This window comes from Corynebacterium hesseae (assembly GCF_037850265.1).
In the GTDB taxonomy this organism is placed as follows: domain Bacteria; phylum Actinomycetota; class Actinomycetes; order Mycobacteriales; family Mycobacteriaceae; genus Corynebacterium; species Corynebacterium hesseae.
The window spans coordinates 2,221,764-2,239,633 of record NZ_CP137211.1; the positions used below are offsets into that span (position 1 = coordinate 2,221,764).

General features: G+C 61.1%; 19 protein-coding genes and 1 tRNA gene. 6 read left to right on the forward strand and 14 right to left on the reverse strand.

Features of this window, described 5'->3' with window-relative positions; translation table 11 throughout:
- Positions 1–344 precede the first annotated feature (344 nt).
- Complete coding sequence (locus R3O64_RS10460) at positions 345–2,255, forward strand: solute carrier family 23 protein (RefSeq protein WP_339016876.1); 1,911 nt, start codon at positions 345–347, stop codon at positions 2,253–2,255.
- Between the two features lie 60 nt (positions 2,256–2,315).
- Here the strand turns inward: R3O64_RS10460 and R3O64_RS10465 are convergent, their stop codons facing one another.
- Both R3O64_RS10465 and R3O64_RS10470 read right to left on the reverse strand, forming a co-directional pair.
- On the reverse strand, positions 2,316–2,939 hold the full coding sequence (locus R3O64_RS10465; RefSeq protein ID WP_070530038.1) for a hypothetical protein: 624 nt from the start codon (positions 2,937–2,939) through the stop codon (positions 2,316–2,318).
- Positions 2,940–2,998: 59 nt separating this feature from the next.
- Complete coding sequence (locus R3O64_RS10470; protein WP_339016877.1) at positions 2,999–3,346, reverse strand: hypothetical protein; 348 nt, start codon at positions 3,344–3,346, stop codon at positions 2,999–3,001.
- A gap of 113 nt (positions 3,347–3,459) precedes the next feature.
- On the opposite strand from R3O64_RS10470, the gene R3O64_RS10475 reads away from it, so the two are divergent.
- Positions 3,460–4,230 carry a DeoR/GlpR family DNA-binding transcription regulator gene (locus R3O64_RS10475; RefSeq protein WP_070624996.1) on the forward strand — a complete coding sequence of 257 codons (771 nt, stop codon included), beginning with the start codon at positions 3,460–3,462 and terminating at the stop codon, positions 4,228–4,230.
- Here the strand turns inward: R3O64_RS10475 and R3O64_RS10480 are convergent.
- Together R3O64_RS10480 and R3O64_RS10485 are read right to left on the reverse strand one after the other, a co-directional pair.
- The gene (locus tag R3O64_RS10480; RefSeq protein ID WP_070530046.1) at positions 4,227–4,583 is read right to left on the reverse strand and encodes a DUF3817 domain-containing protein; all 357 of its coding nucleotides are present in this window, start codon (positions 4,581–4,583) and stop codon (positions 4,227–4,229) included. The genes R3O64_RS10475 and R3O64_RS10480 overlap by 4 nt on opposite strands.
- Positions 4,583–4,978, reverse strand: coding sequence for a hypothetical protein (locus R3O64_RS10485; RefSeq protein ID WP_070530048.1), 396 nt, complete (start codon positions 4,976–4,978; stop codon positions 4,583–4,585). Before R3O64_RS10485 ends, R3O64_RS10480 begins: the two co-directional genes overlap by 1 nt.
- Before the next feature lie 143 nt (positions 4,979–5,121).
- Between R3O64_RS10485 and R3O64_RS10490 the strand changes: the two genes are divergently transcribed.
- Positions 5,122–5,203, forward strand: a tRNA-Leu gene (locus R3O64_RS10490).
- Positions 5,204–5,265: 62 nt separating this feature from the next.
- Here R3O64_RS10490 and rdgB read toward each other — a convergent pair.
- The 7 genes from rdgB to clpS form a co-directional block, all read right to left on the reverse strand.
- Entirely contained in the window at positions 5,266–5,877 is a 612-nt protein-coding gene (gene rdgB / locus R3O64_RS10495; protein WP_070516103.1) for an RdgB/HAM1 family non-canonical purine NTP pyrophosphatase, read from the reverse strand.
- On the reverse strand, positions 5,871–6,599 hold the full coding sequence (gene rph, locus R3O64_RS10500; RefSeq protein WP_070530053.1) for a ribonuclease PH: 729 nt from the start codon (positions 6,597–6,599) through the stop codon (positions 5,871–5,873). The genes rdgB and rph overlap by 7 nt, the downstream gene beginning before the upstream one ends.
- A 22-nt stretch (positions 6,600–6,621) precedes the next feature.
- Positions 6,622–7,389, reverse strand: a complete 768-nt coding sequence (locus R3O64_RS10505) for an MBL fold metallo-hydrolase (RefSeq protein WP_070522394.1) — start codon at positions 7,387–7,389, stop codon at positions 6,622–6,624.
- Between the two features lie 67 nt (positions 7,390–7,456).
- The gene (gene murI / locus R3O64_RS10510; protein ID WP_070561737.1) at positions 7,457–8,233 is read right to left on the reverse strand and encodes a glutamate racemase; all 777 of its coding nucleotides are present in this window, start codon (positions 8,231–8,233) and stop codon (positions 7,457–7,459) included.
- The gene (locus R3O64_RS10515; protein WP_339016878.1) at positions 8,233–8,955 is read right to left on the reverse strand and encodes a rhomboid family intramembrane serine protease; all 723 of its coding nucleotides are present in this window, start codon (positions 8,953–8,955) and stop codon (positions 8,233–8,235) included. Before R3O64_RS10515 ends, murI begins: the two co-directional genes overlap by 1 nt.
- 64 nt (positions 8,956–9,019) lie before the next feature.
- Positions 9,020–9,556: a DUF2017 domain-containing protein gene (locus tag R3O64_RS10520; RefSeq protein WP_070522403.1), complete on the reverse strand. Its 537-nt coding sequence runs from the start codon at positions 9,554–9,556 to the stop codon at positions 9,020–9,022.
- A gap of 4 nt (positions 9,557–9,560) precedes the next feature.
- Entirely contained in the window at positions 9,561–9,896 is a 336-nt protein-coding gene (gene clpS, locus R3O64_RS10525; RefSeq protein WP_070522406.1) for an ATP-dependent Clp protease adapter ClpS, read from the reverse strand.
- Between the two features lie 88 nt (positions 9,897–9,984).
- Here clpS and R3O64_RS10530 point away from each other — a divergent pair, with 88 nt between their 5' ends.
- From R3O64_RS10530 to R3O64_RS10540, 3 genes are read left to right on the forward strand one after another with little or no spacing between them, the layout of a single operon-like run.
- Positions 9,985–10,563: a CAP domain-containing protein gene (locus R3O64_RS10530; RefSeq protein WP_070530060.1), complete on the forward strand. Its 579-nt coding sequence runs from the start codon at positions 9,985–9,987 to the stop codon at positions 10,561–10,563.
- Positions 10,564–10,604: 41 nt separating this feature from the next.
- Positions 10,605–11,957 (forward strand): nicotinate phosphoribosyltransferase, encoded by a 1,353-nt coding sequence (locus R3O64_RS10535; protein ID WP_070530062.1) that lies wholly within the window; start codon positions 10,605–10,607, stop codon positions 11,955–11,957.
- A 36-nt stretch (positions 11,958–11,993) separates the two neighbouring features.
- Entirely contained in the window at positions 11,994–13,955 is a 1,962-nt protein-coding gene (locus R3O64_RS10540) for an ATP-dependent DNA helicase (RefSeq protein WP_070684838.1), read from the forward strand.
- Here R3O64_RS10540 and R3O64_RS10545 read toward each other — a convergent pair.
- The 3 genes from R3O64_RS10545 to ctaD form a co-directional block, all read right to left on the reverse strand.
- Entirely contained in the window at positions 13,952–14,677 is a 726-nt protein-coding gene (locus R3O64_RS10545; protein ID WP_339016879.1) for a peptidyl-tRNA hydrolase, read from the reverse strand. The two genes, R3O64_RS10540 and R3O64_RS10545, sit on opposite strands and share 4 nt — an antisense overlap.
- A complete protein-coding gene (serB, locus tag R3O64_RS10550; protein ID WP_070522500.1) occupies positions 14,670–15,863 on the reverse strand; it encodes a phosphoserine phosphatase SerB in 1,194 nt (397 codons plus the stop codon). The genes R3O64_RS10545 and serB overlap by 8 nt, the downstream gene beginning before the upstream one ends.
- Positions 15,864–15,966: 103 nt before the next feature.
- On the reverse strand, positions 15,967–17,658 hold the full coding sequence (gene ctaD / locus R3O64_RS10555) for a cytochrome c oxidase subunit I (protein ID WP_070522420.1): 1,692 nt from the start codon (positions 17,656–17,658) through the stop codon (positions 15,967–15,969).
- Between the last annotated feature and the right edge of the window lie 212 nt (positions 17,659–17,870).

The window sequence follows — 17,870 nt, forward strand, 5'->3', positions numbered from 1 at the left end:
CGCGTAATGCTTAGTCGCAGAAGGGCTTTAGGTGACTTCAATTCACGGGCAATTCGGTCAACCCGTCCGTCACCGAACCCCTCTCTGTAGCCCATCCTAGGGGCACAGCCACATAAGCTCATATCGCCAAATGCGTACCACACACCACCTTTCGAGCCAGTTTAGGCACTGCACAGGTCAGCTCCGCCATAGGTAACGGCCGTACGGTTGGATGCGGGGGTAAAGTACCCCCTGACGTGGCCTTTCCCACACTTTTTGGGGCGAGCTCTTGGTGCGTGTCCTTGCCGCGCTCTATTGTTATGCGCAGTATCCTCGTCTCGCTTTTTAGCAAGGAGCCTCCCCGCGTGTCCGACATCGCAACCGCCCCTCAGCCCACACACCCGGTCGACGCCGTCCCACCAGCCCCGAAGTTGGCAGCGCTCGGACTCCAGCACGTCCTCGCATTTTATGCTGGCGCGGTCATCGTCCCGCTGCTTATCGCGGGCTCGCTGGGGCTGGATGAGGCCACAACGATCCACCTCATCAACGCCGACCTGTTGACCTGTGGTCTGGCGACGTTGATCCAGGCGGTGGGCGTCGGCAAGCACATCGGCGTTCGCCTGCCCATCATCCAGGGTGTGACCACCACGGCGGTCAGCCCCATCATTGCTATCGGACTCAGCGCGGGTGACCAGCCGCTGCCTACGATTTATGGCGCAATTATTGCCGCCGGTATTTTTACGTTTTTCGCCGCGCCGGTCTTTGGACGAGTGCTCAAATACTTCCCGCCGATTGTCACCGGCACCGTGCTCTTGGTCATGGGTACATCGCTGCTGGCGGTATCTGCAAATGACTTTGTCAATTACGCCGACGGGGTTCCGGCCGCGCGCGATCTGCTGTATGGCTTCGGCACGCTGGCCATCATCATCGTGGTTCAGCGCTTCTTCCGCGGTTTCCTTGGAACGCTGTCGGTACTGCTTGGTTTGATCATCGGCACCGCTTTGGCACTCGTATTGGGTGATACGTCCTTCGACGGCGTGCGTGAGGCCGACGCCATCGGCATGACCACGCCTTTCTATTTCGGCATGCCGCGCTTCGACATCATGGCGATTCTCTCCCTCATCATCGTCATGATCATCACCATGGTGGAGACCACCGGCGATGTTTTCGCCACCGGTGAGATTGTAAAGAAGCGCATCAAGCGCGATGACGTTGTGCGCGCCATCCGCGCCGATGGCCTCTCCACCACCCTGGGCGGCGTGATGAACTCCTTCCCGTATACCTGCTTCGCGCAAAACGTCGGCTTGGTTCGCTTGACCGGTGTGAAGTCGCGCTGGGTGGCGGCATCGGCTGCCGGTTTCATGATCATCCTGGGACTACTGCCCAAGGCCGCCGCCGTGGTAGCGGCTATCCCCTCCCCGGTACTCGGCGGTGCCTCGTTAGCGCTCTTCGCCAACGTTGCGTGGGCGGGCCTGCAGACCATTGCGAAAGAAGACATCACCGACGGCCGCAACGCCGCCATCGTCACGACCGCGCTGGGCTTGGCCATGCTGGTCACCTTCAAGCCGGATGTCGCTACTGCTTTCCCGGAATGGGCACAGATCTTCGTCTCCTCCGGAATGTCCATCGGCGCGATTACGGCGATTCTCCTCAACTTGCTGTTCTTCCACGTCGGTGCGCAGTCGGGTGATGATGTCAGCCGCCTCGACGGCGCCGGCGTCTCGCTTAAGGAGCTCAACGAGATGGAGCGCGACAGCTTCGTCAGCGCCCTGCGCCCGCTCTTTAACAACGAAACCTGGCCGCTTGAGGCCGCCTGGGAGCTGCGCCCCTTCCAGGACGTCAGCCAACTGCGGGAAGCAATCCAAGTTGCGGTACTCACCGCCCCGAGTGAGCAGCACCGTGCACTGATCCACGACTACCCGGCGATGGATGAGCTGCTGCTTGTCGACGCCGACTCGGCCGCCACCATCTCCGCCGACCGCGGTTCCCTGGCCCTGGATGACCTCGATGACGTACAGACACAGCAGCTTATCGACGTTTCAACGGCCTACCGCAAGCGCTTCGACATGCCCTTTGTGGCATACCTGGACACCAACGACTCGGCCGACCGCGTCATCGATGCGGGCGTGCGCCGCCTGTCCAACTCGGATGAGCTGGAACAGCGCGTGGTCTTGAGCGAAATCATCGAGATTGCCAACGACCGCTTCGACATCCTCCTCGCGGACGCCAACCCGGTACGCGCTTATTGGGACCGCAAGTTCACGGAGGTGGAATGAACATAGTTCATTCCACGTACAAGGCCACTCGACGTTAATAGGTTCATTCCGCCTTCAAGGTCACTTGGCGGGCGAAGGTTTGTGGAACTCCATGGTGACCTGGGCTTCGGAGTCCACTCCGCGAATGATGCCTTCATAAAAGCTGCGGGCTTGGTCTTGTAAGAGCTCGCGGTTGTCGTTGATGTCCTTGCGCTTCTTATCGGCGCTGAGGACGTCCGACACCGTGGATGCAGCGTCGAGTGGCTGCGTGGTCCAGCTGAGAACTCCGTTGTTCTCCACGGCGGTCTTAAACTCCTCGTCGGTGTGCCCGATGAAGATGAAGTCCGGGATGTGGACCGTGTAGGAATGCTCGCCGGTTTCGGTGACGCTCACGTCCTTACCCTCAATACCAAGCTTGGCTTTGTAGGAATACTGCACAAACTGGGTGCGGTCGGTCCACGGAACCCTCACGCCAAATACCTGCCCAGCGGAAGACTTCTCTGTGAGTCCTTGGATACCGAGGCTAAGCAAGACGACTTGCTCCTCGCGCTCGACTGCGTTGATTACCTGCGAATTGGTTGACTCTACCGGCGCGGTGTACACCTCTTGTGGTTGGCGCACGGCATACACACCTAAACCGGCACAGGCGAGTGAGAGAAGCACCACCAACGCGATGAGCGTGGTGCTGAGTTTGCGAGGAGACATGAGGCTTAGCCCTTCGTGCGTAGTAGAGATAGCTACGCTCCAGATTAGTCTCCGCTGTTTTAGTACACGCCACCTGCAACCACCGAGACGAGAGCCTGCTGCTCAGCGAAAGCAGCAAAAGCCATTAACAGGGTGTCGATATGCGTGCGCAGGTGACGATCCATGACCACCGAGCCCGACTTCCGAAGGCGTTCTTCGGCGGCTCCGTTGACGTCGCCAAGCACCAGCACAACCTGGCCGGGAAGAACACCAGCGAATTCTGTGGCGTCGACAATCACGCCGTCGCACGCACGCGCTTCCGCTTCGCTACCGATCCACCGGACAGAGACTCCTTGCGGCGCATAAGCGGCGATGTCATCTGCGAGCCGTTTGCTCATCATAAGCCCAAGGGTTATGGTCTTGCGCATTTCAATCATCTTCCTTAATCGTGCTTGACGTGGCTTTTTGCCTTGACAAGCTACAGATTAAAGATTGAAGCGTTCACCAACCATGGTCATTTCATGCCGATACAATCAAGCCCATGGACAAGGAAGAACGCCAGCGCAGAATCATTTGGGCCGTTGACTCAGGAAGCAAAACGGTCAGCCAATTACAAGAACTCACCGGAGCTTCCGCTATTACCATCCGCCGCGACCTCGCGGCGCTGGAAGAAGTAGGGGCCCTCGAACGATTTCACGGAGGAGCGCGCCCCGCGGTTCGAAGGGGCGCCCGCTATCCCCTGGAGGTACGCAGAAAAGAGGATCCCGCCGGCAAACGGGCGATTGCAGCGGAGGCTGCACGCCTTGTTGAACCAGGCTCCTGCGTGCTCGTTGACTCAGGGACAACACCAACTGCCGTTGCCCGCAATCTCGCCGGCATGGACATCACAGCACTAGCGATGTCCCTGTACGCGGGCGCAGCATTAGCCAAGACGCCGGGCAGTGACGTCATCATTCCCGGCGGAACCGTCAACAGCGACGATCTTGCGGTGTACGGGGCGGAAGCGGTTGAAACAGTCCTGTCTATGCGCTTCGACCTCGCGATTGTCGGAATCTGCGCGTGCACTCCGTCGGTAGGCCTTATGTCCCCGAACCTCACCGAGGCGACCATTAAGCGGGCCTATTTCCAAGCCGCCCGACGAGTCATCGTTGTCACCACACCAGAGAAATTCACGCGCATGTCAGCCCACCGCGTGGCCACATTTGATCAAGTAGACACGGTCATCACAACGACTGACCTATCCCAGGATCTAGCCCAGGATGTGGTCGATGCCGGCGCCAACCTCACGATGGTGCCGGTGGAAGGCGCCTAAAGCTGGAACTTTTCGACGATTTCAGTGCGACGCTTGTGCTCCATCCAGAAGGACAGGAACGGGACAACACCGGCAAGCGCCGTGGTGAACAACTTGCTCACCGGCCACATGACGCGCGGCCCAAGAACCAGGATGGAAACGAGGTAGACCATATAGGCCACGCCGTGGGCTTGAGCAATGAGCGTGGCCCACGACGGCATTTCCATGCCTACGCCGTACTGCAGGATCATGCGCACAACCAAAATAAGAAGGAAGATACCGGTAACCGTGGCGGCGATGGAAAAGAACTTCAGCGGACCACGGATGCGGGCCTGGCGGTCGGGGTGGACGGCGTTGCTCACTGAGTTGCTCATTAATTCTCCTCTTCGGTGCCGCGACGGCGGCGCTGTTTGTTCATGGCGTTGAAGGTTTCCACATCAACCTGCGGCCGAGGTGGCAGGAAATCCTCGTCGATCTTGGTCACGGCTTGTTCCTTGGTTGACCTCACGCTCTTTGCTTCATACTGAGCTGGTTCTTCTCCCCGCTCGAGGGCTTCGTTCTCTGCATCGATACGCTCATTCTCGTAGCGCATAGCGGTGCGGTATGCGTAGACCACGAACACCGCGAAGAGCGGCCACTGGAAGGCGTATCCCAGATTTTGGAAGGTTCCCGAGCCAGAGCGGAACCGAGTCCACTGCCAATAGGCAAGGAACAAAAAGAGCACGACAAAGAACACGATGAGGACGATGTGCCACCATCGAACCTTCATCCGCTTTTTCGGTGCTGGGTTGGTGCTCACGCACAACAGCCTACCCACCACGCCGTGAAAAGTGGATTTCCTTCCGCGGCCTGCTGCCCTGTAGGCTAGTGGACGTTGCGCAGAGAAGGCAGTACTCCGCAGCAACGAAACCAGCGCCCGTGGCGGAATTGGCAGACGCGCTAGATTTAGGTTCTAGTGTCTTATGACGTGTGAGTTCAAGTCTCACCGGGCGCACAATTTCAAACCCCGCTCGGCAAATTTCGAGCGGGGCTTTTGTTATTCCCAGTTCCGCGCGCTTAGGCTTGCCCGGCGAGGGCCGCCAAAGGTTCGCGCAGCTGCGCCAGTGCGCGGCCACGGTGCGACACCGCGTTCTTTTCCTCCGGGGACATCTCCGCGGCGGAGCGGGATTCGCCCTCGGGCTGGAAGAGGGGATCGTAGCCGAAGCCATTTTCGCCCTGTGGAGCGGTGAGCAAGGAGCCTGGCCAGCGGCCCTCCACCACGTGCTCCTGGCCATCCGGGGTCACCAGGGCACAGACCGACACGAATGCTGCTGCGCGACGCTCCGCGGGCACGTGGGACATCTGCCCCAACAGCAAACGATTATTCGCTTCATCGTCGCCGTGTCCGCCCGACCACCGGGCCGAGAGCACACCAGGCATGCCGTTGAGTTCTTCCACCGCGAGGCCGGAATCATCCGCAATCGTTGCCAAGCCGGTGTGCTGCACCCCGGCGCGCGCCTTAATCAACGCGTTGTCGGCAAAGGTGCGGCCATCCTCCACGGGCTCCGGGTAAGCCTCCACCGCGGAAAGCGGGAGCAGCTCGATGCCCGCGATGCCGGCGTCGGCGAGGATCTTCTCTAGTTCCTTGAGCTTCTTGGCATTATTCGAAGCGACGAGGAGCTTTACCATCCGAGGGCCGCCTTTTGAGCGTCGATAAGCTGGGCGCAACCAGCCTGCGCCACGTCCAACATGTCATTGAGCTCCGCGCGGCCGAACAAACCGTGCTCGCCGGTGCCCTGAATCTCAACGAAGTCTCCGCCTTCCTGCATCACCACGTTGAGATCGACCTCCGCGCGGGAATCCTCTTCATAGGGCAGGTCGAGGCACACGTGGCCGTCGATGATGCCGACGGAAACAGCAGCGATGGGATCCAGCAGCGGCTCGCCCGGGACGACGCCTTCCTCCTTGAGGTAAGCAATCGCATCAGCAAGCGCCACATACGCGCCGGTGATCGACGCCGTGCGGGTACCGCCGTCTGCCTGCAGCACGTCGCAATCCAGCTGGATGGTGTTCTCCCCCAGCTCAGACAGGTCCACGGCGGCGCGCAGGCTGCGGCCCACCAGGCGGGAAATCTCGTGGGTACGGCCCTTGACCTTGCCCTTCATCGACTCGCGCGGCATGCGCTCGTGGGTTGCAGAGGGCAGCATGGCGTACTCAGCAGTCAGCCAGCCCTCGCCGGAATCCTTCTTAAAACGCGGCACCCCGAATTCCACGGAAGCCGTACACATGACTCGGGTGTTGCCGAACTCCACCAGCACCGACCCAGCCGGATTGGTGGTGAAATTACGGGTAATGCGAACGCTACGGAGTTGGTCGAGCGTGCGACCATCAGCACGAGTGAAATCAGTCATGCCCACTACCCTACCGCGCGTGTTAAAAGTCGAGCTCCATCCCAGCGGCGCCGACGACGATCTCTCCGTCGAACTCGCGGGCAGCGGCGGCATATGTTGCGGCGACATCGCCCCACGGCTGTAGGTGAACAAGCACGAGCTTCTTTACCCCTGCCTCACGCGCTAGGCGCCCAGCTTCTGCTCCCGACATGTGCATGTCTGGAGCCTTATCCTCCGAAGTCTCGCCCCATGCAGCCTCGCAGAGGAAAGCATCCACGCCTTGGGCAGCCTCAACGAGTGCGGGCGTATAAGCGGAATCCGCCGAGTAACACACAGTTGCGCCGGTCTTCGTGTGCTCGACCCGCAGGGCATACGTTTCTACCGGGTGCACGGTACGGAAAGGCGTGATGTAGACATCGTCGACAAGCTGGCGCTCACGGTCCACCCAGGGACTAAACGCAAAGGAATCACTCATATCATCCACCCCATCCGGGGCATCCGATGACAACCGGCCCAAGTGGGTTTCAGTCGCCGCCGGGCCGAGGCAAAAATTGCGAGAAGCTGCCGGGGCCGTGGGGTGGAAACGGCGCCAGACCATCAGCGACGGGAAGTCTAGGCAGTGGTCAGCGTGGAGATGCGTTAATGCCACGTGAGCATCGCACGGATCCTGGAGTTCCTGCAGGCGAGCAAGCGTACCCGGGCCGAGGTCCATGATGATGGACGGAGCCGAGGGGAATGACAGGAGGTAGCCAGAGGCCGGATTACCCACAGTGGGCACCGACCCGGAACAGCCTAGGATGGTCAGCTTCATGCGTTCAATAGTTCCACGAAACAATGGGGGATGCGAGATTTGGCTCGATTGTACATCTTTGCCGGTGCTAAATCTTGGGTCCCAGGAATCGCGTAGCCAAACGCTCGAACGCCGCGTGGTCACCAGTGCACTCAAAACTGCGGGTTGGCACTTGCCCCGCCGGGGCAAGCATGTCCGTCTTGGTGAGGATGCGCAAAACGTCCTTCGTGGTCTCCTCGGCGGAAGACACCAAGGTGACGTTGTCACCGATAGCGAGCTGGATGACGCCTGTGAGCAGCGGGTAGTGCGTGCAGCCGAGGACGAGTGTGTCGACCCCTGCCGATTGCAGCGGAGCGAGGTAGCCTTCCGCCACACCGAGGATCTGGCGCCCAGCGGTAATGCCGCGCTCGACAAAGTTCACAAAGTCCGGGCAAGCAACTGCCTCGCACTCGACGTTCGGGTTGACCGCAAAAAGATCTTGATAAGCACCTGAATTAATGGTGCCCTCCGTGCCGATCACGCCGATCTTGCCGTTGCGGGTGGTGGCAATGGCACGGCGCACGGCCGGGCGAATCACCTCGACGACCGGAATGTCGTAGCGCTCGCGGGCATCGTGGAGGAAGGCTGCGGTGGCGGTGTTGCACGCAATCACCAGCATCTTGCAGCCACGCTCCACGAGTTCATCAGCAATCGCGGTGGACAGCTCACGGACTTGGGCAATGGGCCGTGGACCATAAGGGGCGTGGGCGGTATCGCCGATGTAGACGATGGATTCGTCGGGAAGCTGCTCAATGATTGTGCGCGCTACGGTGAGTCCGCCTACGCCTGAATCAAAAATCCCAATGGGAGAGGTTGCATCAGGCATTAGTTCATCACTCCTCGAGGCGCAGGCTTAACCTTTCTCATCGGGTCATCAGAGGTGATCACCATGCCCGCGACGATGCCGCCAATGGCACCGAAAAGGTGGCCCTGCCAGCTCACTCCCTCATAGATGGGCAGCACGCCCCAGATCAGGCCGGAGTAGGCAAAACCAAGGCCTAAGCCAACGAGGAACTGGCTCAACGAGCGGTTAAAGATACCCCGCACGATAAGGTATGCCAACCAGCCATACACCACGCCCGAGGCTCCAATATGCGAGGTTCCCGGCCCGCCCAGCAGCCACGTGCCAACACCAGCGATGAGTACCACGATGATGGTGACCTCCCACCACGCCTTACGCCCGGATAGGCCAATCAGGAAACAAAACACCGCACCTGGCAGCGAGTTACCGATGAGGTGCTCAAAGTTTGCGTGGAGCAGCGGCGCGGTGAAGATCCCCCAGATACCGTTGAAATCCAACGGGTGAATGCCGTACTGCCCCAGCTCGCTTCCAAAGAACAGGAAGTTGATGATGTGGATGATCCACTCGACGGCCAGGAAGCCCACCGTTAAAGACGCAGCCGTTTTTAAACGTCCGGTCCGGGTGTAGTTCTTCGAGCCCCCCTTGTTGAGTACGGGTTGGTGCCCCGTTCCCGGTCCTGCCGGGCGGGGTTGGAAAGGGTTGGGCTCATGCGATTGCTGCTGGCCAAAGGGTCCACTCGTGGTCATAATGCCTCCAACTTTAGCAAGCGTGAGGCAAGGACTACGTCTCCAATCCCGGCCTGCGCTTCTGCTAGTCCATGATGACGTTGAGCAACGAATCCTGGCAGAAGGCCAGCCATTCCACGAGCGCATCGCGGTCTGCCCCGGGGGTATCCTGCGGCACGTCGCCAGCAGCGATGTAGAGGCGCAGGTCATTGAGGCCGGCGAGGAAAGCATGTGCCTCTTCCTCACTGATAGCCACCTCTACCCCGCCAGTGGGGCCAAGGGCGGTGTTAATCACCTGGAGATTCTCCAGCTTGGCGCGCGCGATGTCATTCTCGTGCAGCGAGCGCAGCAGCGAATTATCACCATCGAACTCCTCATCCCCTGGCTTCTGGAAGTCTGGAAAGAGACGGGCCAGTGACGGATCCTCCGGTGCTTCGGTGTGGCCAGTGGGCATGTCGAGCATGTCCGCTAATTCATCCTTCGGCGCTGACTGCGCGCGGGCGATGATGGCCTCGGAGACCGTCGCGGTGAGATCACCGAGGACTTCACGCTCCATGGGCTCGAATACGGTGGTGTACTTCGCACCACGCATGAAGGACTTTTTCTTCTTCCACGTCTGCATACTCTTATCCTGCCTGCTGCATCGTGGCCCACAGGCCGGCGACCTGTAGTTTCTTCACGTCAGCTTCAACCTTGTCGCGTTCACCCGAGGACACCGCCGCCTTACCTTCGGTATGGACTTGCATCATCAGCTCGTTAGCTCGCTTCTTGTCATAACCCAAAACAGTCTGGAACACGTAGGAAACGTAGCTCATTAGGTTGACTGGGTCATCCCAGACAATGCACATCCACGGCAGGTTTTCGCTCGTGGCGACGTCGACGTCAATCGCCTCATCCAGCTCCGGGGTGGCCATGGGCGAACTCATCACCACGACTGCGGACGTTTCGTTGTGCGCTTTCATGTCCTCTACACTAGCCAAATTTTTTCATCGCGCGAACAGTTATACTGTCTTCGACCTTTAACCTGATTGTCGTTTGCAGGTGGCATCGATGAATTCTTTCTCCCTTCCCCCAGCCGTTACTGACATTCTCGCGGGACGCCAACCCTCAAGAGAGGACCTTGTGCCTCTCGTGCAGCGCATCATCACCGTATTGGTCCTCGGTGGCACGCTCGTGACCGCCGTGCTCAGCTTGACCAGCCCCTCCGATAACGGCAGTTCACAGGATTCTGAGCCTCCCGCACCGGCGACGTGCGATTACGAGCTTCCCGACGTCCCCGTCCAACGCCAGCTCGCCACCATCCAAGATGAGCTCATAGAGGCGCTCAACACGTGGCGCAAGGAGGATGGTCTAGCCCCGCTGGTGCCCTGGATCGACCGCCAAACCGCAGCCCGCGAAAAGGCGGAGTGCAACGCGGTAACACACGAGGAAGGACCATCAGAAGAAAACGTGCAAATGGTCCAGCACCACCTTCCTTTGGACAAAGCTAGCGCCTATGAATTTGTCGAAGCCTTCCGAGCTTCCCCCTCCCACGTGGCCGCCTTGCGCGATCCCCGCATGACCACCGCTGCGGTGGGCACGGCTTACAGCGACGGCGAAGTCTACGTTGTCATTCAGCTCGAAGCATAGAACTGCTGATTTTTCGGTACGCGCTGAGTAGCATCTTCGATGTGACTACTACCTCAGACAACGTCCAGGATTCTGGGCTCGGGCCCAGCGATCGTTCTACGGCCCTGCTTACCGATAAGTATGAGCTGACCATGCTGCAGGCTGCGCTGCGCGATGGCTCCGCGCACCGCCAGGTGGCCTGCGAAGTGTTTGCCCGCCGCCTCCCCAACGAGCGGCGCTACGGTGTTGTCGCCGGCACCGAGCGTGTCCTTCGCGCAGTCCGGGACTTCCGCTTCACCGCTCAGCAGCTGGCGGAGATGGATTTCCTCGATGCAGAGACCAAGGAGTACCTGGCTAATTACCGTTTCTCCGGGCACATCGACGGCTATCGCGAAGGCGAGCTGTACTTCCCCAACTCGCCACTGCTGACCGTGCGCGGAACCTTTGGCGAATGCCTGATCCTGGAAACCGTGATCCTGTCCATCATGAATTCCGATTCCGCCGTGGCCTCTGCGGCCTCACGCATGGTGGTGGCTGCGGATGGCCGCCCCATCATCGAGATGGGCTCGCGCCGCACGCACGAGTATGCCGCCGTCACCGCCGCCCGCGCCGCCTACTTAGCCGGTTTCCAGGCCACTTCCAACCTGGAAGCTGGCTACCGCTACGACATCCCGGTCTCCGGTACTGCGGCGCATGCATGGACGCTCGCGCACGTCAACGAAGACGGAACCCCGAACGAGGAGGCGGCATTCCGCGGGCAGATCGAAACCCTCGGCGTGGGCACCACCCTGTTGGTGGATACCTACGACATCACCAAGGGCGTGGAAACCGCCGTGCGGGTGGCCGGCCCCGAGCTGGGCGGCGTTCGCATCGACTCCGGCGATTTGGCCGCTGTCACCCGCCGCGTGCGTAAGCAGCTCGATGACTTGGGCAACCACAACACGAAGATCGTTGTCTCTTCCGACCTGGACGAGTTCGCCATCGCTGGCCTGCGAGGAGATCCCGTCGACGTCTACGGCGTGGGCACCTCGGTGGTCACCGGCTCTGGCGCCCCAACCGCCAGCATGGTGTACAAGGTCGTCGAGGTTGATGGCCATCCCGTGGCCAAGCGTTCCTCCTCGAAGAAGTCGCAGGGCGGGGCAAAGCGCTCCCTGCGCACCTACCGCTCCTCCGGGGTGGCCGTCGAGGAGCTCGTGCTCCCCTTCTCCGCCGAAGATCCAGACACCGGGACGCTGAGCACCCGCGACATGACGGTGCCGCTCATGCGCGACGGAGAGATCCTGGACAATCTGCCCACCCTCCACGAAGCCCGCGAGTACCTAGCCCAGGCCATCACCACTCTGCCGTGGGAAGGTTTGGCTCTGACCCGCGACGAGCCTGCGGTGCCGACCCGCTTCATCGGGTTCGGCTCATAGGATGCGTGCGGGAGGCAACCGACTAGACTGACTCAAATGCAGGACTCAACGGTTGACCTCCTTGACGCCGCCGTCTCCGCCCTCGGAGGTGCGCGGCGTGCCGGCCAGGTGCGCATGGCGGAAGCCGTGACCACCGCGCTGGAAAAAGAGCGCCACCTCGCCGTGCAAGCTGGAACGGGTACGGGTAAATCACTGGCTTACCTCGTCCCTGCTTTTCGCCACGCGCAAGAGACCGGGCACACCGTGATTGTTTCCACGGCCACGCTGGCACTGCAACGCCAGCTGGTGGAACGAGACCTGCCGCGCCTCGCCGAGGCCCTCGAACCGCACCTGGAAAAGAAGCCGACCTTCGCCATCATGAAGGGGCGTTCCAACTACGTCTGCCTCAACAAAGTCTCCCGCGCCGCTGAACTTGACGACGAAGACGCCCTGCTTGACCAGGACGCCATCTCCAGCCTCGGACGCCATGTCCAGCGCGTCTACGAGTGGGCGGAGGACACCGAGACGGGCGACCGCGAGGACCTCGAACCGGGAGTGCCCGATCTAGCCTGGCGGCAGGTCTCCGTCACCTCCAATGAGTGCCTTGGTGCTACCCGCTGCCCGCACGGCGAGGACTGCTTTGCGGAGCTCGCGCGGCGCCGCGCGGCGGACGTCGACATCGTCGTCACCAACCACGCGCTGCTCGCCATCGATGCGGTGGCAGACATCAACATCCTGCCGGAGCACGATGTCGTCATCATCGATGAGGCACACGAGCTGGACGGCCGCATCACCTCGGTCTCTACCGCCGAGATCACCGGGCGCGCCCTCAAAATGGCGGCCAACCGCGCCAAGTCCCTCGGCGCCAATGGCAAAGACCAGCGGCTGAGCGAACAAGCCAATGAACTGAGCCAACTACTCGGTGAATTCACGCCGGGCCGCTGGACCGATCTTCCGGAGGAAGCCAAGCAGCAACTCATGGGTCTCGCGGACACGTTAAGCGACTGCCGCGAGACCATCGCCCGCGCCCCCGAGGGCGAACAGGCCCAGGACCCGGAGAAATCTGCCGAGCGCCAAAACCTGGCCAATCACCTCGGCAGCCTCGTCGAAGCCATCGCCCGCATCCTCGACGTCTTCGCCACCGGTGACCCCGCAGCACACGCCGACGTGGTGTGGCTGGAACGCGATGAGCGCACGCTGAACGACACCCTGGCCGTTGCCCCTCTCTCCATCGCCGGCATGTTGCACGAAAAGCTCTTCGGCGAACAGACCGTGGTGCTAACCTCCGCCACGCTTGCCTTGGGCGGGCGCTTCGACGCCATGGCCGCGCAATGGGGCCTGCCCAAAGGCACATGGGATAGTCTCGACGTGGGCTATCCTTTCGACCCCGCCCGCAGCGGCATCCTTTATACCGCAGCACACCTTCCGCAGCCGGGCCGCGACGGACTCAGCCCGCAGACCCTTAAGGAAATCCGCGAGCTCATCATGGCCGCGGGCGGGCGCACCCTCGGTCTCTTTTCCTCACGCCGGGCCGCACAACAAGCAGCCGAGGAGCTCAAGCCCACGCTCCCCTTCGACATTTACCTTCAAGGCGAGGACTCCATCGGCGCGCTCGTGGAGAAGTTCACGAAGAACGAGAACTCCTGTCTGTTCGGCACGCTCACTCTCTGGCAGGGTGTCGACGTCCCGGGACCCGCGTGTTCCCTGGTGCTCATCGACCGTATCCCCTTCCCCCGCCCGGATAATCCCCTGATGCAAGCGCGCACCGAAGCAGCTAAGGCAGCTGGGCGCAATGGTTTCATGGAGGTATCTGCCACGCACGCGGCGCTGCTTATGGCCCAGGGCGCGGGCCGCTTGCTGCGCTCCACTGCGGACCGCGGGGTCGTCGCAGTCCTCGATAGCCGCTTGGAAACCAAGCGCTATGGCTCCTACCTGCGAGCCTCCATGCCGCAGATGTGGCCCACGAGCGACCCGCAGGTCGTGCGCGGGGCGCTCAAGCGCCTGGTTGAGGCCCGCTAGGGATGACGCAGCGCGCACACCGTGGCTGAGTCTGGAGCGACCTCGGTGAAACCGGCGTCATGCACCACCACCGCTCCCGGACGCGCACAAGCCACGGCAAATTCCTCATGGGGGATTTCGCGCACGGACAGCGCAAAGTCCTGTGCTACCCAGTCCTCCACTTCCTCGGCGCTCATCGCCGCGGCTAACAGCATCGAACCGTGTCCTACCTGCGCTGCGGCCTTTCCCGCGCTCATGGCGAGGGAGGCGTCGACGTAGATCACGGGGGCGTCGCCAAGCGCGGGCCCGGGCTCATCCTGGGGCAGATCGGTGTGGCCGATCTGTAGCTTCGCCACGAGCGGGTGCACGTCCTGCACCGCCGAGGGAAGGAAGACGCGCGCGCGATCATCCACGGTGACGCCCGGCAGGGACTGCACATCGCGCCAGGCCTTGTTGCGTGCGCGGCGCGCCACCTTGCGGATGCGGTGCCCGTACCACTGCCCTAGGGCCTCGGCGAAGGCCCCATCCTGGCCAGCCCTCTCATCGAGACAGAGCTTGACGACGCCTTTAGCTGCCGCCTCGAGCACCTTCGTGCGCGCGGGCGGATCCTGCTTGGGCAGGTTAAGCGCGATCTGCATCGCCTGAATGGTCTCGGGTTTGTTCGGGTCCTCAGGGTCATCGCGCCAACTGCGCTCGCTGCACGCAGCCGCAAGACGGCGATGGGCCTCGCGGAGATTACTCACTGGCAACTTCTTCCATCGGGATACCGAGGATCTGCAGGATCTCATCCATGTACGGGTGGTTGACGGAGGTATCCGCAACCTGGCGAAGCGCTGGCTTGGCGTTGAAGGCAATGCCCAAGCCGGCGGCGGAAATCATGTCGATATCGTTAGCGCCGTCGCCGACGGCAACGGTCTGCAGCATGCTCAGACCCGAATCCGCAGCGAATTCGCGCAGGAACTTCTCCTTGGCCTTGCGGTCCACCACGTCACCGATGACGCGGCCGGTGAGCTTACCGTCCACGATTTCGAGGGTGTTGGCGCGCACGTAGTCGAGGTCGAGTTCCCGTGCTAAATCCTCGAGGACTTGGATAAAGCCGCCAGAGACTACCGCAACGCGGTATCCCATGCGCTTGAGGGTGCGGATGGTGGTCCGCACGCCCGGGGTCAGGCAAATATCGGCGGCGGTTTCTGCGATGACGGACTCCGGCAAACCTTCCAGGGTGGCGACGCGCTCGCGTAGGGATTGCTCGAAGTCCAGCTCGCCGCGCATCGCGCGCTCCGTCACTGCGGCAACCTCGGCTTCCTTGCCGGCGTGGGCGGCCAGCATTTCGATGACCTCGCCGGTGATAAGGGTGGAATCGCAGTCAAAGCAGATAAGCCGCTTCGAACGGCGCTGCAGGCCGGAGCGCTCGATGGCGATGTCGACACCTTGCTCGGTAGCTAGGCGGGCCAGCATGGCGCGCACAGGATCGGCAGCACCATCGATCGTGATATACAGCTCCAAGCCATTGAGCGGATAAGTGGAGAGCCCGCGGATACGGTCGATGTTGACGTTGAGGTTAGCCAGTTCCTTAGCAATGGCGGACATCTGGCTGGCGTTGAGCTGGCGTCCCAGAACCACGACGACGTGCGTCGAGCGCGGGCGTGAGGTTGACTCTTCTTCTCGCAGATCCACGTTGATGGACTGCGCGTAGATGCTCAGCGTATTTCGCAATCCCTGCTCCAAAGCCTCGAGGCGCGAGGAACGAACCCGGATGTAGGCGGACAGCGAAATCCGACCGGAGAAGATAGCTTGCTCGGCGTCGACGAGCTCCACATCATGAGAGCCCAGTACGCGGAAGAAGGCCGCCGACACGCCTGGCTTATCGGGGCCGGAGGCGGTAACAACGGCGAAGACTTGTTCACTTTGATTATCCACGGGGCTTATTATCTCACACCACGTTCGTGACCTTTTCACCTACGGCAAACGCCGCCTCCCCATCGCAGTGATGGGGAGGCGGCGTTTTCAGGAGTACTCAGCTAGTGAGTGCTTAGTGGCCGACGTGTGCTTCCTCGCGAATGCGCTTAACCATGTGCGGGTAGTGCAGCTCGAAGGCCGGGCGCTCGGAACGAATGCGCGGCAGCGACACGAAGTTGTGGCGCGGCGGCGGGCAGGAGGTGGCCCACTCGAGGGAGTTGCCATAGCCCCACGGATCGTCCACGGTGACGATCTCACCGTAGCGCCAGGACTTGAAGACGTTCCAAATCAGCGGGATAACCGAGGCGCCGAGGACGAAGGAGAAGATGGTGGAAATCTGGTTGAAGACCGTGAAGCCATCAGACTCCAGGTAGTCGGCGTAACGACGCGGCATACCCATGTTGCCCACCCAGTGCTGAACCAGGAAGGTGCCGTGGAAGCCGATGAAGGTCAGCCAGAAGTGAATCTTGCCCAGGCGCTCATCGAGCATGCGGCCGGTCATCTTCGGGAACCAGAAGTACAGGCCAGCGAAGGCGGAGAACACCACGGTGCCGAAGAGGGTGTAGTGGAAGTGAGCAATCAAGAAGTAGGACTCAGCAAGGTGGAAGTCCAGTGCCGGGGAGGCCAGCATAATACCGGTCATGCCGCCGAAGAGGAAGGTTGCCAGGAAGCCCATGGCGAAGATCATCGGGGTATCCCAGGTGATGTGGCCCTTCCACATGGTGCCGACCCAGTTGAAGAACTTCACGCCGGTCGGAACCGCAATGAGGAAGGTCATGAAGGAGAAGAACGGCAGCAGAATAGCACCGGTCACGAACATGTGGTGAGCCCACACGGCCATGGACAGCGCACCGATTGCCAGCAGGGCGAAGACCAGACCGATGTAGCCGAAGACCGGCTTGCGAGCGAAGACCGGGACAACCTCAGAGATGATGCCGAAGAACGGGAGTGCCAGGACGTAGACCTCCGGGTGGCCGAAGAACCAGAAGAGGTGCTGCCACAGGATGCCGCCGCCGTTGGCGGAGTCGAAGATGTGGCCGCCCAGCTTGCGGTCATAAAGAACACCCAGCGCCGCAGCGGTCAGCAGCGGGAAGATCATCAGAACGATGACAGATGCGGTAAACACTGCCCAGGTGAAGACCGGCAGACGGAACATGGTCATGCCCGGTGCACGCAGGGTGAGGACCGTGGTGATCATGTTGATGGCGGAAGCAATGGTACCGACACCGGTAGCGCCCACGCCGACGATCCACATGTCGGCGCCGATACCCGGGGTGTGAACCGAGTCAGACAGCGGGACGTACATGGTCCAGCCGAAGTCAGCAGCGCCGCCCGGGGTCAAGAAGCCCGCGAGCATCACGACGCCGCCGGTCAGGGTAATCCAGAAACCGAAAGCGTTCAGACGCGGGAAGGCCACATCCGGTGCGCCAATCTGCAGGGGCAGAACATAGTTACCGAATGCCCACACCACTGGTGTTGCAAACAGCAGCAGCATGACGGTGCCGTGCATGGTGAAGAGCTGGTTGAACTGCTCGTTGGACAGGAACTGCAATCCTGGGGTGAAAAGCTCAGCGCGAAGCAGCAGAGCCATGAAGCCACCGAGGAAGAAGAAGCTGAAGGCCATGATCATGTACATGATGCCCAGCTGCTTGTGGTCGGTGGTGGTTAGCAACATCCACGCCTTGGAACCGGTCTTTGCGTTACCAGTCGGCTCCGGACGTGTAGGCGCGACGTAATCGTCGAGCCGTGGCGCCACAGCGGTCATAAAATCCTCCTGAAGAACAAGCGTCTAACCACATCGGTATCACGCGTTTTATCGCGCCACACGCCCAGTGATTAAACACCTAGGTTTACTCGCCTTATATTAGGGCACCTCAGGGCCAAATTTCCAGCGCTCTAATATTCCCCGTAGCTCTTGCTAGCCCCGTTTTATCCGGATAACCCCTTGTACGTGGCAGACCCGCTACACCATGCCTC

What these genes read in the sequence shown, in the direction of transcription:
- R3O64_RS10465 (WP_070530038.1), bottom strand. Translation starts at nt 2,939, where the DNA reads ATGTCTCCTCGCAAACTCAGCACCACGCTCATCGCGTTGGTGGTGCTT.
- R3O64_RS10470 (WP_339016877.1), bottom strand. Translation starts at nt 3,346, where the DNA reads ATGCGCAAGACCATAACCCTTGGGCTTATGATGAGCAAACGGCTCGCA.
- R3O64_RS10475 (WP_070624996.1), top strand. Translation starts at nt 3,460, where the DNA reads ATGGACAAGGAAGAACGCCAGCGCAGAATCATTTGGGCCGTTGACTCA.
- R3O64_RS10480 (WP_070530046.1), bottom strand. Translation starts at nt 4,583, where the DNA reads ATGAGCAACTCAGTGAGCAACGCCGTCCACCCCGACCGCCAGGCCCGC.
- R3O64_RS10485 (WP_070530048.1), bottom strand. Translation starts at nt 4,978, where the DNA reads ATGAAGGTTCGATGGTGGCACATCGTCCTCATCGTGTTCTTTGTCGTG.
- rdgB (WP_070516103.1), bottom strand. Translation starts at nt 5,877, where the DNA reads ATGGTAAAGCTCCTCGTCGCTTCGAATAATGCCAAGAAGCTCAAGGAA.
- rph (WP_070530053.1), bottom strand. Translation starts at nt 6,599, where the DNA reads ATGACTGATTTCACTCGTGCTGATGGTCGCACGCTCGACCAACTCCGT.
- R3O64_RS10505 (WP_070522394.1), bottom strand. Translation starts at nt 7,389, where the DNA reads ATGAAGCTGACCATCCTAGGCTGTTCCGGGTCGGTGCCCACTGTGGGT.
- murI (WP_070561737.1), bottom strand. Translation starts at nt 8,233, where the DNA reads ATGCCTGATGCAACCTCTCCCATTGGGATTTTTGATTCAGGCGTAGGC.
- R3O64_RS10515 (WP_339016878.1), bottom strand. Translation starts at nt 8,955, where the DNA reads ATGACCACGAGTGGACCCTTTGGCCAGCAGCAATCGCATGAGCCCAAC.
- R3O64_RS10520 (WP_070522403.1), bottom strand. Translation starts at nt 9,556, where the DNA reads ATGCAGACGTGGAAGAAGAAAAAGTCCTTCATGCGTGGTGCGAAGTAC.
- clpS (WP_070522406.1), bottom strand. Translation starts at nt 9,896, where the DNA reads ATGAAAGCGCACAACGAAACGTCCGCAGTCGTGGTGATGAGTTCGCCC.
- R3O64_RS10530 (WP_070530060.1), top strand. Translation starts at nt 9,985, where the DNA reads ATGAATTCTTTCTCCCTTCCCCCAGCCGTTACTGACATTCTCGCGGGA.
- R3O64_RS10540 (WP_070684838.1), top strand. Translation starts at nt 11,994, where the DNA reads ATGCAGGACTCAACGGTTGACCTCCTTGACGCCGCCGTCTCCGCCCTC.
- ctaD (WP_070522420.1), bottom strand. Translation starts at nt 17,658, where the DNA reads ATGACCGCTGTGGCGCCACGGCTCGACGATTACGTCGCGCCTACACGT.